The following is a 13721-nucleotide window of genomic DNA, read 5'->3' on the forward strand; positions in this document are numbered from 1 at the left end:
GCGCCACGAAGGTTGTCCTTTGCGGAAGCCCCCCTCCGTCAGTCCTTCGGACTGCCACCTCCCCTTGCAGGGGAGGAAAAAGGTTACCGCGTGATCCCACCCACGTTGGGCAGCGTGGCCTCCTCCACGCTCGGCGCCTTCCCAAACAGCGCCCGGTCCGCCGGACCAAAGGCCCAGCGCCACAGCACCAGCAGATAGGTCGCGGCGATGGCGGGCTCGCCGAACAGCAGTTCGGCCCATTCCAGTCGCTTGGGCAGCAGGGTGAACGCGCCCCCGACCACGACCGCCGCACCCGCCGCCCAGACCAAGGGCCAGCGGAAGGGCGATACCGGTGCCTTCAAGATACCCGACAACACGCGCGCCTTGATGACCGAGGTCATGGTCACGCTCATGGCCAGCGCCACGGCCGGCCCCGCCGCCGCCCAGGTCTGCGGCCAGCCGAGCGCGCGCATCCCCAGGATCAGCGCGAAGCTCAAGCCGATCTGCACGCCCAGCATCGCGATCGAGATCATCAGGTTGCGGTGCCGCGCGGTATAGACCAGCGCCGACTCGCATACCGCGCCGGTCGAGGCCAGCACCTCGGCAAACAGCAGGAAAGCGAGTGCGGCGGTGCCCGACACGAATTGCGGGCCGACCACGCCCATCACGCCTTCACCCGGAATCGAGCCCATCAGCGCCAGGCACCCCTGCGCCGCCATGATCCAGAAGGCGACTTGTCGTACCTGCCGGGCGATCGCCCCCATGTCGCCATTGGCCAGGCTCTGGGTGATGACGGGGCCCAGGATCGGGTCGAAACTGGTCTTCAGCTTCTGCGGTAGCGAGGCGACCTGCTGCGCCATATAATAGATGCCGACCACGCGCGGCTCGAACATCACGCCCAGGATGAAGCGGTCGACATTGCGCGTGCCCCATTCCAGCGCGTCCGCGCCCGCGAGCGGCGCATTGGCGCGGGCCAGCGCGAAGACGCGAGCGAGGTGCGGGCTCCATCCCTGCGGCAGGCCATAGCTGCGCAGGAACGGCACCAGGCTGGCGATCAGCGCCGCCGTCATCGACGCGACATAGGACAGGACCAGCCCGTCGCGGATGGTGAAGAAGGAAAAGACCCAGGCCGCGATCGAGATCGTCCAGGGCTCGATCACCGCCCGCGCGGTGACGGTCGCCTTGACGTTGTGGCGATAGGCGAGCGCGGCGAGGCTGACGTCCGACCAGGCGATGGCGACGATGATGCAGGGCAGCCACCGGTCCAGCCCGGTGATCGCGCTGTTGGGATAGAGAAGCTCGGGGAAGCTCCACAGCACGGTACTCGCCGCGACCGAGGTGAGGAACGCCAGCGCCATCGCGTCCCACACGACATGAACATGCGGCCGATCGGTCGAGGACAGCGCTTGCGCAAGGCCCCGCTTCATGCCGAGCGTCGCGATCAGCGCGGCCAGCTCGACCACCACCACCGCGATGGCGAAGCGCCCGACCAGATCGGGGCCGTAGATCCTCCCTGCGATGAATAGGAAGGGGATGCGCGCCGCCAGTCGCAGGATGAATCCTGCGATATTGGTCCGCCCGCCTTTCGCGAGCGCATCGATGTCCTGGGATTGGGCCATTAGTGGGGCGTGCCGGCGCGGATCAATGCGCCGCGCCCCAGCTCTTGCCGAAGCCGATCTCGACGCCCAGCGGCACCGACAACGACACCGCCGGTTCGGCCGCGCCCGCCATCACTTCGCGAATGACCTGGCCTGCCGCTTCGGCATCCGCCTCGGGTGCCTCGAACACCAGTTCGTCGTGGACCTGCAGCAGCATCCGCACATGGCCCAGGCCAGCGGCGGCGAGGGCGGGTTCCATGCGGACCATGGCGCGCTTGATGATGTCGGCGCTGGTCCCCTGGATCGGCGCGTTGATCGCGGCGCGCTCGGCCCCTTGGCGCTCGCCCTGGTTGCGGGAGGCGATACGCGGGAAATGCGTCTTGCGGCCGAACAGGGTCTCGGTGAAGCCCTTTTCGCGCACCGAAGACAGCGTTTCGGCGATGTAGCGGTTGATGCCGGGGAACCGCTCGAAATAGCGGTCGATCATCGACTGCGCCTCGTCCGCCGACACGTCGAGGCGACCGGCCAGGCCCCAGCGCGAAATGCCGTAGAGGATGGCGAAGTTGATCGTCTTGGCCCGCCCGCGCGTGTCGCGATTGACCTCGCCGAACAGCTCCTTGGCGGTCAGGCTGTGGATGTCGTCGCCGTTCGCGAAGGCGTCGCGCAGCGCGGGCACGTCCGCCATATGCGCGGCCAGCCGCAATTCGATCTGCGAATAGTCGGCGGCGATCAGGACATGGCCGGGCTCGGCGATGAACGCCTCGCGCAGTTGCCGCCCGACCTCGGTGCGGATCGGAATGTTCTGAAGGTTCGGTTCGGTTGAGGACAGGCGGCCGGTCTGCGCGCCGGTCAGGCTGTAGCTGGTATGGACGCGGCCGGTCTTGGGGTTGATCTGTGCCTGGAGCGCGTCGGTGTAGGTGCTCTTTAGCTTGGACAGCTGGCGCCATTCCAGGATCTTGCGCACGATCTCCGCCGCCTCGCCGCCATCGCGGGCCAGGCGTTCGAGTTCGGTCACGTCGGTCGAGTACACGCCCGACTTGCCCTTGCGCCCGCCCTTCAGGCCGAGGCGGTCGAACAGGATTTCGCCCAGCTGCTTGGGGCTGCCGATGGTGAAGGGGGTGCCCGCCATGGCATGGATTTCGCCCTCCAGTGCGGCGATCTGCCCGGCGAATTCGGTCGAGAGCTGCGACAGGCGGTCGCGATCGACCTTGATCCCGCGCCGCTCCATGCCCGCGATCACCGGCACCAGCGGGCGGTCGACCATCTCGTACACCCGCGTCGCCTGCTCCATCGGCAGCCGCGCCTTGAACCGCTTCCACAGCCGCAGCGTGACGTCGGCATCCTCGGCGGCGTAGCGGGTGGCGGTCTTCAGGTCGACCTCGTGGAAGCCAAGCTGCTTCTTGCCGGTGCCGACCACCTCCTTGAAGGCGAGGCAGGTGTGCGACAGATGCGTCGCGGCCAGCTCGTCCATGCCGTGGCCGTGCAGCCCGGCGTCGAGATCGAAGCTCAGGACGATGGTGTCGTCATGCGGCGCGATGGCGATGCCGCGCTCGCCCAGCACGATCATGTCGAACTTCAGGTTCTGGCCGATCTTCAGGACTGACGGGTCCTCGCACAGTGCCTTGATCCGCTCGAGCGCCTCCGCGACCGGAATCTGGACCGGCACTTCGGCCAGCAGATCGGTGCCGCCATGGCCGAGCGGGATATAGCACGCCTTGTTGGGCGCGAGGCATAGGCTGACCCCGACCAGTTCGGCCTGGGTCGCGTCGGTCGAGCTGGTCTCGGTGTCGATCGCGACGAAGCCTTGGTGACGCGCCTCCGCGACCCACTGGTCGAGCGTCTCCAAGTCCTGCACCGTGATATAGCCGTCTAGATTGCACGGCTCGTCATCGTCCATCGGCGCGGCGGGCGAGGCTTCCCCAGCGGCGGGGGCGGGCGCGGCATCGTCGGTGATCTGGCCCATCTTGGCGATCAGCGAGCGGAAACCGTGATGCTCCAGGAACGCGCGCAAGGGGGCATCCGGGATGGTCGGATGCAGCGCCAGCGACTCCAGCGACTGCGGCAGCGGCGCATTGCATTCCAACGTAACCAGCCGCTTCGACAGCCGGGCATTCTCGGCATGTTCGATCAGGTTGTCGCGCAGCTTGCCCTTCTTCATCTCCGGCGCGGCGGCAAGGACGGATTCCAGGTCGCCATGCTCGACGATCAGCTTGGAGGCGGTCTTGGGCCCGACGCCCGGCACGCCCGGCACGTTATCGACGCTGTCGCCCATCAGCGCCAGCACATCGCCCAGCTGCTTGGGGCCGACGCCGAACTTCTCGACGACATAGGCCTCGCCCAGACGCCGGTTGTTCATCGTGTCGAGCATGTCGAGGCTGCCATCCTCGACCAGTTGCATCAGGTCCTTGTCGCCCGACACGATCGTCACCTGCCACCCTTGCGCCAGCGCGGCGCGGGCATAGCAGGCGATCAGGTCGTCGGCCTCTAGCCCCATCTCCTCGATGCACGGCAGCGAGAAGGCGCGGGTGGCGTCGCGGATCATCGGAAACTGGGGCACCAGATCGGGCGGGGGCGGGGGCCGGTGCGCCTTATACTGGTCGTACATGTCGTTGCGGAAGGTCTTGGACGACTTGTCGAGGACCACCGCCATATGGGTCGGCCCGTCGGCGGCGTTGATCTCGTCCACGAGCTTCCACAGCATGGTGGTATAGCCGTATACCGCCCCCACCGGCTCGCCATGCTTGTTCGTCAGCGGCGGCAGGCGGTGATAGGCGCGGAAAATATAGCCGGAGCCGTCGACGAGATAGAGATGGGGCATACCCGCGCGGTTTAGCGGATGCGGGGAAGGGGCAATAGCCCCTGATGGTAGCGGTTTTTTGGGTTTGTGGCGGATCGGCCACGCTGGGGCCTGATGTGCTGGCTTAAGGATGGTATGGGTAAGTAAGCCTAATCATAATTGGGCGTGAGCGACACAACCCACGGTGACTTCACGTCCAGTCGTTCCGCCATGTAGCCGAGGCCGACAACCGGCAATGACAGCAAGTCTGGCTGCCAATCCAAAACATGATGCGCATGCAAGAACATGCATTGTGAATCATAATCGTGGCCGGCCTCGCCACACATAAATTGGAGGTCGCCATCTGCCTCATGAACGAAAAGGAGGACCGGCGCACCGTCCTTGACGTGCCTGCAGGTAAAACACCCCTTATCGGCGGCAAACGTGTAGCCTGCAAAGCTGATGTTGGACGTAGTCATGATGTTAGCATGGCACACCATCAAGAATGTCAGCTAGTGGCGCACGTGGTCATCTACTCCCAATGGTTCCCCATCAGTTCGCCACCGCCACCGGCCCCCGTGGCGGCCCCGCCGCATCGGCCACCGCCGCCGCGACGTTCTGGATCAGCAACTGGCGCTTGCGGATATCCTCGGTCGTGTCGCCGATCATCACCGCGATGGCGAAGCGGCGGCCGTCCGGCGCGGTCAGCAGGCCGACATCGTTGAAGCCCGCATTGCGGCGGCCCAGATCCTGACCCGTCCCGGTCTTGTGCGCGATCGTCCACCCCGATGGCACGGCGGCGCGCAGGCGGGCATGGCCGGTGCGCGAGGCCTCCATCGTGTCGATCAGGATGCGGGTCGAGGTCTCCGACAAAAGCTCGCCGCGCGCCAGCCGGGCGAGCGCATCGGCGATGGCGATCGGCGCGGCACCATCGGGCGGATCATTGACATAGGCGTTGAGCGCCGCCGTCCGCGCCGCCGGGTCGAGCCGGTTGCGTGCCGCCTGGAACGCGCCCGCCATGGCGAAGGCCGGTTGCCAGGTCAGCCCGGCGGTCTTCGCCTGAAGCAGCCGTTCGCCGGGGCCGAAGCGGATATCGCCCAGCCGCTTGTTCGCGATCATCGCGCGCACCGCCTGCGGCCCGCCGACAAAGGTCAGCAGCCGGTCGTTGGCCGTATTGTCGCTCTGGGTCAGCGCACGGGTCAGCAGTTCGCCGACCGTGGTGTGATAACCATCGCCCTTGACCAGCATTGCGATCGGCTGGTGGAACAGGGTCAGGTCCTCGCGCCGCACGACGATCGGCTCGTCCAGGCGGGCGCGGCCCCGGTCACGCAGATCGAGCAAGGTGATCGCGACCCACAGCTTCGACACCGATTGCTGGGGCAGGCGCTGGCGACCGCCGACCTCGACCGTCCAGCCGTCATCGACCGCGCGCACCGCAATGCCCTTCTTGCCCGAGAAATTGGCGGACAGGCGGTTGATCGCGCTGACCAGCTCGGCGGGCGCGGAGGGGGCGCGGCTGGGACGGGGCGGGGGGAGCGGCATCGACACCGCGACCTGCGGCTCGGGCGCGCTGGGCGTGTAGGACGTCGCGCCGGGGCGCGTGTCGGTGCCGCACGCCGCCAGCCCCAGCAGAAGAAACCCGGCAGGCCCGATACGCAGCCCACCGATCGATACTCGCTTCGTCACCGCCATACCCCGCTAGATATGGGCATCCTTACGTCTTGACCGTGCGGGGGAAATCCCCCCGCTCAGGGCTTGCGACGAAAGGCCGCTGCCACACGACAAGATGCGAAACCCTTTACGGGATCAGGATCGTGTCGACCGCTTCGGGCAGGGTGTCGGGATAATCGCGCGTATAGTGCAGGCCCCGGCTTTCCTTGCGATGGAGCGCGCAGCGGACGATCAGTTCGGCGGTCTGGAGCAGGTTGCGCAGCTCGATCAGGTCGGGCGTGACGCGGAAATGGCCGTAATAGTCGTTGATCTCGTCGGTCAGCATGCGGATGCGGTGCTGCGCGCGCTCCAGCCTTTTGGTGGTGCGGACAATGCCGACATAATTCCACATGAAGCGGCGGATTTCGGTCCAGTTCTGCTTGATGACCACCTCTTCGTCCGAATCGGTGACGCGGCTTTCGTCCCAGGGCCGGATGGCGGGCGGCGGGGGCAGGTCGTCCCAATGCGCCGCGATATGATTCGCGCACGCCTCGCCATAGACAAAGCATTCGAGCAGCGAGTTGGACGCCAGGCGGTTCGCGCCGTGCAGGCCCGACTGGGTGACCTCGCCCGCTGCGTACAGGCCGGGCAGGTCGGTGCGCCCGTCGCGGTCCACGATGACGCCGCCGCAGGTGTAATGCTGGGCGGGGACCACCGGGATCGGCTGCACCGTCATGTCGATGCCGAGGCTCAGCAGCTTTTCGTGGATGTTGGGGAAATGCTCGCGGATAAAGGCGGGCGACTGGTGGCTGATGTCGAGATGGACGTAATCCAGGCCCAGCCGCTTGATCTCATGATCGATCGCGCGCGCCACGATATCGCGCGGGGCCAGTTCAGCGCGGGCATCGAAATCGGGCATGAAGCGGTGGCCCGTCTCGGGGATCTTCAGATGCCCGCCCTCGCCGCGAACCGCCTCGGTAATCAGGAAATTCTTGACCTGGGTGTTGTAGAGGCAGGTCGGGTGGAACTGCATGAATTCCATGTTCGACACCCGTGCCCCCGCCCGCCAGGCCATGGCGATGCCGTCGCCGGTCGCCCCCTTGGGTGCGGTCGAGAATTGATAGGTGCGGCCTGCGCCCCCGGTGGCCAGGATGGTCGCGCGCGCCTTGTGGACCACGACACGCCCCGTCCGCCGGTCGACGGCATAGATGCCCCAGACATGGCCTGCGCCCGAATAGCGCATTTCGTGACGGCTGGTCGCCAGGTCGATGGCGACCTGATCGGGGACGAGGGTGATGTTGGGATGCGCCTCGGCCGCGCGGAGCAGCGCGTCGAGCACCGCCCAGCCGGTCGCGTCGGCAACATGCACGATGCGGCGATGCGAATGCCCGCCCTCGCGCGTCAGGTGCAGCATATTGCCCTCGGTCGCGAAGGGGACGCCGAGCTTCTGCAACCGCTCGATGGCGGCGGGGGCGTTCTCGACCACGAATTCGACGGTGGCGCGGTCGTTCAGCCCGGCGCCCGCGACCATCGTATCCTCGATATGGCTCTCGAACGTGTCGCCGGGTTCGAGGACGGCGGCGATCCCGCCCTGCGCCCAGGCGGTCGAGCCTTCGTTCAGCTTGCCCTTGGCCAGCACCGTCACCTTGAACCGGTCGGCCAGGTTCAGCGCCGCGGTCAGCCCGGCCGCGCCCGACCCGACGATCAGGATATCGGAATCGGTCATGCGCGGGCTCCTTCGGGCGCTGGGGTCATGACGTCCCTCTGGCACGGACGAAGGGGTTGGGACAGAGGGTAACGCCTTGCCTTGGCGAGAGGCGCTTCCCACCTCTTGTCGCATGACGCTGGCCCGGCCCGATTGGCGCGACCGTCTGCGCGCCGCCATCCCCACGGGGTTGATCGTGGGCGCGCTCGGCTATGCCCTGGTCGTCGGGCTGGGCTTCGCCCCCGTGCTGTCGGTGCCGTCGGAGGCGCTGGACAGCTTCGACGTGCGCCCGCCCGCCCCGCCGCCACCGCCGCGTATCCAGCCCAAGCGTATCCCCAGCCACCGCCCGCGCGGGGCCGCGGCGCCGCCCAACATCCGCTCGCAGGCGACCGAAGTCGTCGCGCCGCCGCCGGTCGTCGTCCTGCCGCCGGTCTCCCCGGTGGTCGTGGCGCCCGTGGTGGGCATCGGCGTCCAGGCGACGCAGGGCGCCTCCGACAAGCCCGGCCCCGGCACCGGCGCGGGCGGGATCGGTAACGGCACGGGCAGCGGCGGTTCGGGCGACGGCGACGGTTATGGCGACGACACCCCGCCGCGCCGGATCAAGGGACGGATCAAGGATGCGGACTATCCCGACGCCGCCGCCGAGGCGGGCGCGAGCGGGACCGTGCAGGTCCGTTATTTCGTCAATGTCGACGGGCGGGTCAGCGGCTGTGTCGTGACGCAGAGCAGCGGCAATGCCGCGCTGGACGAGACGACCTGTCGGTTGATCGAGCAGAGATACCGCTACGATCCCTCGCGCGATGCGGACGGGCGGCCAGTGCGATCGATCATCGTGGTGAATCAGGACTGGGTGCTGGAGCGCGCTCCGGCGGAACGGTGAGGACGGGGCGCGGGTGTTTTTTTAGGTTCGCGTGGAGGCGCGGAGGACGCGGAGAGGTCGTACTCCGCTCAAATCACGGTCTGTCATTACCAAGGTTTGTGGCGGGGGAGGCGCTCACCCAGTGCCAGACATCTCTGCGTCCTCCGCGCCTCCGCGCGAACAATCTCTTCTATGTCGAAAGCCACGGGACTCCCGTCGAGAAGACTTACGCCCCTACGCTTCGCGTCAGCGACAGGAAGACGTCCTCCAGATCGGCTTCCTTGGTCGAGACGTCGACGATCCCGAACCCGTCCGCCTGCACCGCCGCGAGCACTTGGCCCGCATTCACCTTGTCCTTGGCATAGGTGATTTCCAGCGTGCGGGTGCCCTTCAGCACGATCTTGCCGAAGCTGGCATGGTCGGGCACCGCCGCGACGTCGCGGTCGACGGTCACCGCCACGATCTTTTCCTGCGCCTTGCCGACCAGTTCGCGGGTCGGCTCGTTGGCGACCAGGCGACCATGGTTGATGATCGCGATCCGGTCGCACAGCTCCTCGGCCTCTTCGAGATAATGGGTGGTCAGCACCACCGTCACGCCCTGCTCGTTCAACTGGCGGACATAGGCCCAGAGCTGCTGGCGAAGCTCGATATCGACACCCGCCGTCGGCTCGTCGAGGACGAGGACGGGCGGCGAGTGGACCATCGCCTTGGCGACCATCAACCGCCGCTTCATTCCGCCCGACAGGGTACGCGAATAGGCGTTCGCCTTGTCCTCCAGATGCACCGCGTGCAGCAGCTCCATCGAGCGACGCTGCGCCTTGGGCACGCCGTACAGCCCGCCCTGGATCTCCAGCGTCTCCAGCGGCGTGAAGAAGGGATCGAACAGGATTTCCTGATTGACGATGCCGATCGACGCCTTGGCATTGCGCGGATGCTGGTCGATGTCGAAGCCCCAGATCGACGCCGACCCTTCGGTCTTCATCACCAGCCCGGCCAGGATGTTGATCAGCGTCGACTTGCCCGCGCCGTTCGGCCCCAGCAGTCCGAAGATCTGCCCCCTCGGCACGTCGAAGCTGACCCCGTCGAGCGCGCGCTTGCCGCCCTGATAGGTCTTGGCGATACCCTGGATCGAGATGGCGGCTTCGGTGCTGGCGGTCATGGCCCCCGAGATAGGCGTGTGCGGGGGAGAGGCCAAGCCGGTTTTCGGCAATTGCACGGGCGGGCATGCCTTGCTATCGCGCGGGCCTATGTTGCCGCCGCCCGAAACCACCCGCGTCACCCAGACCCGCGTCGCTTGCGACGGTGCCACCGACATTCCGGGCGGCGCCGCACTCGGCCATCCGCGCGTGTGGCTGCAGATCGACGAAACCGGCTATGTCGATTGCGGATACTGCGATCGCCGCTTCGTGCTGATCGGCGGCCCGGCGGACGGTGTGGACCAGGCGCAGCTTCCCGACCATGGGGATGGCGCAGGGCGCTAATTGAGACTCACGCCCCTCCCGTAGACGGGAGGGGATGGGGGAGGGTTTCGCCACGGGCGCTGGTCTCGGTGAGACTCCTTGCCCTCCCCCGGCCCCTCCCGCTTGCGGGAGGGGCTTAGAGTTTTAAAGCAGTTGGGGATGTCCTATATCCCCTTGATGACCCCCACCGACCCCCGCTCGTTCCTCTACCGCGACACGCTGGACCCGGACGCCGCGCTGCGGCTCACCGCCAGCGCCCTGTCCCGCGCCGATGATGGCGAGCTGTATCTGCAATATAAGCGCTCCGAAGCGTTCGGCTTCGACGACGGGCGGCTGAAGACGGCCAGCTATGACACCCACTCCGGCTTCGGCCTGCGCGCGGTGTCGGGCGAGATGACCGCCTTCGCGCACGCCAACGAGTTGTCGGAAGCCGCGATCCAGCGCGCCGCGCAGACCATGGCGCTGATCGACCCCGCCAAGGGCGCCGCCGCGCCCCCGCCGCAGGGGACCAACCGCCACCTCTACACCGCAACCGATCCGCTCGACCTGATCCCCTTTGCCGAGAAGGTGTCGCTCTGCCAGACGATCGACGCCGCTGCCCGCGCGCGTGACCCGCGCGTGGTGCAGGTGTCGGTTGGCCTGTCGGGCAGCTGGAGCGTGGTCGAGATCGTCCGCGCCGACGGCTTCGTCGCCACCGATGTGCGGCCGCTGGTGCGGCTCAACATCTCGGTTGTGGTCGAACAGAATGGGCGGCGGGAGACGGGCAGCTTCGGCATGGGCGGGCGTTACCTGTACGACCGCCTCGTCGCGCGCGAGACGTGGGAGCGGGGCATCGACGTCGCGCTCAACCAGGCACTGGTCAATCTCGACTCGGTCGCCGCGCCTGCAGGCGAGATGACCGTGTTGCTCGGGCCGGGCTGGCCGGGCGTGCTGCTGCACGAGGCGATCGGGCACGGGTTGGAGGGCGACTTCAATCGCAAGGGCACCTCGGCCTTCTCGGGCCGGATCGGCGAGCGGGTCGCGGCGCCCGGCGTCACCGTGGTCGACGACGGCAGCCTGGCCGACCGGCGCGGTTCGCTGTCGATCGATGACGAGGGCACGCCGACGCGCGAGGTCGTGCTGATCGAAGACGGCATCCTCAAGGGCTATATGCAGGACCGTTTGAACGCGAGGCTGATGGGCGTCGCGCCGACCGGCAATGGCCGTCGCGAGAGCTTTGCCCATGCGCCGATGCCGCGCATGACGAACACCTTCATGAAGGGTGGGCAGGATGATCCCGCCGAGCTGCTGTCGCGCGTCAAGAACGGCATCTTCGCCAAGTCGTTCGGCGGCGGGCAGGTCGATATCGTGTCGGGCAAGTTCGTCTTCTCCTGCACCGAGGCGTACCGGATCGAGAACGGCCGCTTAGGCGCACCGATCAAGGGCGCGACGCTGATCGGTGACGGGCCGAGCGTGCTGACCCGGGTGAAGGGCATCGGCAACGACTTCGCGCTGGACGAGGGGATCGGTGTCTGCGGCAAGGGGGGGCAGAGCGTGCCCGCGGGCGTGGGCCAGCCGACCCTGTTGGTCGAAGGACTGACCGTCGGCGGAACCGCACTGGCGGCGTAATCCCAGAAATTCCTCCCCTGCAAGGGTAGGGGGACCAGCGAAGCTGGTGGAGGGGTGTCCCCGCTGGCCGTGACACCCCTCCGTTAGCGCTGACGCGCTGCCACCTCCCCTTGCAGGGGAGGAATCAGGGTTGCCCGAAAATCGGGCACATCCGCCTGAATGCCTAAAATTTGATGCAGGTGAGCGGGTCGAGCACGCCGCACCGCATCATCCTACGCTTGGAAAGTCACAAAAACGTAAACTGGCACACCCCTTGCGATGCTTTCCCGCGGGTAATGCAAAGGGGGCGTAGGTGAAGCTGATCATTGCTATCATCAAGCCGTTCAAGCTCGACGAGGTGCGCGAGGCGCTCACCACTTTGGGCGTGGCGGGCATGACGGTGACCGAGGTGAAGGGTTTCGGGCGGCAAAAGGGCCAGACCGAAATCTATCGTGGCGCCGAATACAGCACCAACATGGTGCCCAAGATCAAGATCGAGGTCGTCTGCGCGTCCGAGATCGCCGACCGTGTCGTCGAATCGATCCAGGCCGCCGCCAACACCGGCGCGATCGGCGATGGCAAGATCTTCATGCTCGATGTCGGCCAGGCCGTGCGTATCCGCACCGGCGAAACCGACGACGCAGCGCTCTGAGAGGGGGGATTTCGATGAAGCATGTCACCAAATTGGCGACCGGCGCAGCGGGCCTGGGCCTGTCGCTGTTCGCCGCGATGCCCGCCTGGGCGCAGGCGGCGGCCACCGCCGCCCCGGCCGCGACCGTGAACAAGGGCGACACCGCCTGGATGCTCACCTCGACCGTGCTGGTCATGATGATGATCCTGCCGGGTCTGGCGCTGTTCTATGGCGGCCTGACCCGTGCGAAGAACATGCTGTCGACCATGACCCAGATCGGCGCGGCGGCCTGCCTCGCGATGCTGATCTGGGTGATGTACGGCTATAGCGTCGCCTTCGGCCCCGACGTGCCGGGCTTCGCCTCCAACTTCGTCTCGGGGCTGGGCAAGGCCTTCCTGAAGGGCGTCACGCCCGCCAGCCAGGCGGCGACCTTCACCGCGGGCGTCGAAATCCCCGAATATGTCTTCATCTGTTTCCAGATGACCTTCGCCGCGATCACCGCCGCGCTGGTGCTGGGCTCGGTGGTCGAGCGGATGAAGTTCTCGGCCGTGATGGCGTTCGTCGCCGTGTGGCTGACCATCGTCTATCTGCCGATCGCGCACATGGTCTGGGCGTCGTCGGGCCTGTTCTTCAAGGCGGGCGCGCTCGACTTTGCGGGCGGCACCGTGGTGCACATCAACGCCGGTGTCTCGGCGCTGGTCGCCGCGCTGATCCTGGGCAAGCGCATGGGTTATCCGACCACGCCGATGCCCCCGCACTCGCTGACGCTGACCGGGGTCGGCACCGGCCTGCTGTGGGTCGGCTGGTTCGGGTTCAATGCGGGCTCGGCGCTGGAGGCCAATGGCTCGGCGGCGCTGGCGATGATCAACACCTTCGTCGCGACGGCCGCCGGTGGCCTGGCCTGGATGCTCGTCGAGCGGGTTGCGGGTCACAAGGGCTCGGCGCTGGGCTTCTGCTCGGGCATCGTCGCCGGGCTGGTCGCGGTAACCCCGGCGGCGGGCAATTCGGGTCCGTTCGGCGCAATCGTGCTCGGTGCCATTGCCAGCGTGGTCTGCTTCTACGCCGTGTCGGTCCTGAAGCCCAAGCTCGGCTATGACGATGCGCTCGATGCCTTTGGTGTCCATGGCATCGGCGGCATGATCGGCGCGATCGGCACCGCGGTGGTCTACTCGCCCTCGCTGGGCGGTCCGGGTGCGGCCGATTACGCCATTGGTCCTAAGCTGCTGGTGCAGGTCGAGGCGGTCGCCACCACCATCGTCTGGGCCACCATCGGCACCGTCATCGCCATGTTCGTCGCCAAGGCCCTGACCGGCCTGCGGGTCTCGAAGGAAGTCGAGCAGGAAGGCCTCGACCTCGGCGAGCACGGCGAGCGCGCCTACAACTGATCGGGAGCGGGGGCGACAGACCCCCGCACCCCACGACGTTCCTCCTGCGGACGACCTAAGCCCGGTGCGGCAACGCACCGGGCCTTTTTTT

The 13721-nt window shown here is 67.1% G+C and carries 11 protein-coding genes; 5 read left to right on the forward strand and 6 right to left on the reverse strand.

Annotated features, from left to right (window positions below):
- Positions 1–83 precede the first annotated feature (83 nt).
- The 5 genes from SSA01S_RS13100 to nadB form a co-directional block, all read right to left on the reverse strand.
- Positions 84–1598, reverse strand: coding sequence for a lipopolysaccharide biosynthesis protein (locus tag SSA01S_RS13100; RefSeq protein WP_061780686.1), 1515 nt, complete (start codon positions 1596–1598; stop codon positions 84–86).
- 22 nt (positions 1599–1620) lie between these two features.
- The gene (polA, locus tag SSA01S_RS13105) at positions 1621–4395 is read right to left on the reverse strand and encodes a DNA polymerase I (protein ID WP_061780687.1); all 2775 of its coding nucleotides are present in this window, start codon (positions 4393–4395) and stop codon (positions 1621–1623) included.
- A gap of 128 nt (positions 4396–4523) precedes the next feature.
- Positions 4524–4832, reverse strand: a complete 309-nt coding sequence (locus SSA01S_RS13110; protein ID WP_156477784.1) for a hypothetical protein — start codon at positions 4830–4832, stop codon at positions 4524–4526.
- A 73-nt stretch (positions 4833–4905) separates the two neighbouring features.
- A complete protein-coding gene (locus SSA01S_RS13115) occupies positions 4906–6045 on the reverse strand; it encodes a serine hydrolase (protein ID WP_082795082.1) in 1140 nt (379 codons plus the stop codon).
- 106 nt (positions 6046–6151) lie between these two features.
- A complete protein-coding gene (gene nadB, locus SSA01S_RS13120) occupies positions 6152–7729 on the reverse strand; it encodes an L-aspartate oxidase (RefSeq protein WP_058717842.1) in 1578 nt (525 codons plus the stop codon).
- Positions 7730–7841: 112 nt separating this feature from the next.
- Here nadB and SSA01S_RS13125 point away from each other — a divergent pair, with 112 nt between their 5' ends.
- A complete protein-coding gene (locus SSA01S_RS13125) occupies positions 7842–8588 on the forward strand; it encodes an energy transducer TonB (protein ID WP_061780689.1) in 747 nt (248 codons plus the stop codon).
- A gap of 205 nt (positions 8589–8793) precedes the next feature.
- Here the strand turns inward: SSA01S_RS13125 and SSA01S_RS13130 are convergent, their stop codons facing one another.
- Positions 8794–9726, reverse strand: a complete 933-nt coding sequence (locus SSA01S_RS13130) for an ABC transporter ATP-binding protein (protein ID WP_061780690.1) — start codon at positions 9724–9726, stop codon at positions 8794–8796.
- 88 nt (positions 9727–9814) lie between these two features.
- Here SSA01S_RS13130 and SSA01S_RS13135 point away from each other — a divergent pair, with 88 nt between their 5' ends.
- From SSA01S_RS13135 to SSA01S_RS13150, 4 genes are all read left to right on the forward strand, one after another.
- Complete coding sequence (locus SSA01S_RS13135) at positions 9815–10048, forward strand: zinc-finger domain-containing protein (RefSeq protein WP_056436167.1); 234 nt, start codon at positions 9815–9817, stop codon at positions 10046–10048.
- Between the two features lie 153 nt (positions 10049–10201).
- Positions 10202–11635, forward strand: a complete 1434-nt coding sequence (tldD, locus tag SSA01S_RS13140) for a metalloprotease TldD (protein ID WP_061780713.1) — start codon at positions 10202–10204, stop codon at positions 11633–11635.
- A gap of 292 nt (positions 11636–11927) precedes the next feature.
- The gene (locus SSA01S_RS13145; protein ID WP_058717839.1) at positions 11928–12266 is read left to right on the forward strand and encodes a P-II family nitrogen regulator; all 339 of its coding nucleotides are present in this window, start codon (positions 11928–11930) and stop codon (positions 12264–12266) included.
- Between the two features lie 14 nt (positions 12267–12280).
- Positions 12281–13630: an ammonium transporter gene (locus SSA01S_RS13150; RefSeq protein ID WP_061780691.1), complete on the forward strand. Its 1350-nt coding sequence runs from the start codon at positions 12281–12283 to the stop codon at positions 13628–13630.
- Positions 13631–13721: the final 91 nt, after the last annotated feature.

The organism is Sphingomonas sanguinis NBRC 13937, from assembly GCF_001591005.1.
Taxonomy (GTDB): Bacteria; Pseudomonadota; Alphaproteobacteria; order Sphingomonadales; family Sphingomonadaceae; genus Sphingomonas; species Sphingomonas sanguinis.

Coding starts and splice junctions, on each gene's coding strand:
- SSA01S_RS13100 (WP_061780686.1), bottom strand. CDS start 1,598: ATGGCCCAATCCCAGGACATCGATGCGCTCGCGAAAGGCGGGCGGACC.
- polA (WP_061780687.1), bottom strand. CDS start 4,395: ATGCCCCATCTCTATCTCGTCGACGGCTCCGGCTATATTTTCCGCGCC.
- SSA01S_RS13110 (WP_156477784.1), bottom strand. CDS start 4,832: ATGACTACGTCCAACATCAGCTTTGCAGGCTACACGTTTGCCGCCGAT.
- SSA01S_RS13115 (WP_082795082.1), bottom strand. CDS start 6,045: ATGGCGGTGACGAAGCGAGTATCGATCGGTGGGCTGCGTATCGGGCCT.
- nadB (WP_058717842.1), bottom strand. CDS start 7,729: ATGACCGATTCCGATATCCTGATCGTCGGGTCGGGCGCGGCCGGGCTG.
- SSA01S_RS13125 (WP_061780689.1), top strand. CDS start 7,842: ATGACGCTGGCCCGGCCCGATTGGCGCGACCGTCTGCGCGCCGCCATC.
- SSA01S_RS13130 (WP_061780690.1), bottom strand. CDS start 9,726: ATGACCGCCAGCACCGAAGCCGCCATCTCGATCCAGGGTATCGCCAAG.
- SSA01S_RS13135 (WP_056436167.1), top strand. CDS start 9,815: ATGTTGCCGCCGCCCGAAACCACCCGCGTCACCCAGACCCGCGTCGCT.
- SSA01S_RS13150 (WP_061780691.1), top strand. CDS start 12,281: ATGAAGCATGTCACCAAATTGGCGACCGGCGCAGCGGGCCTGGGCCTG.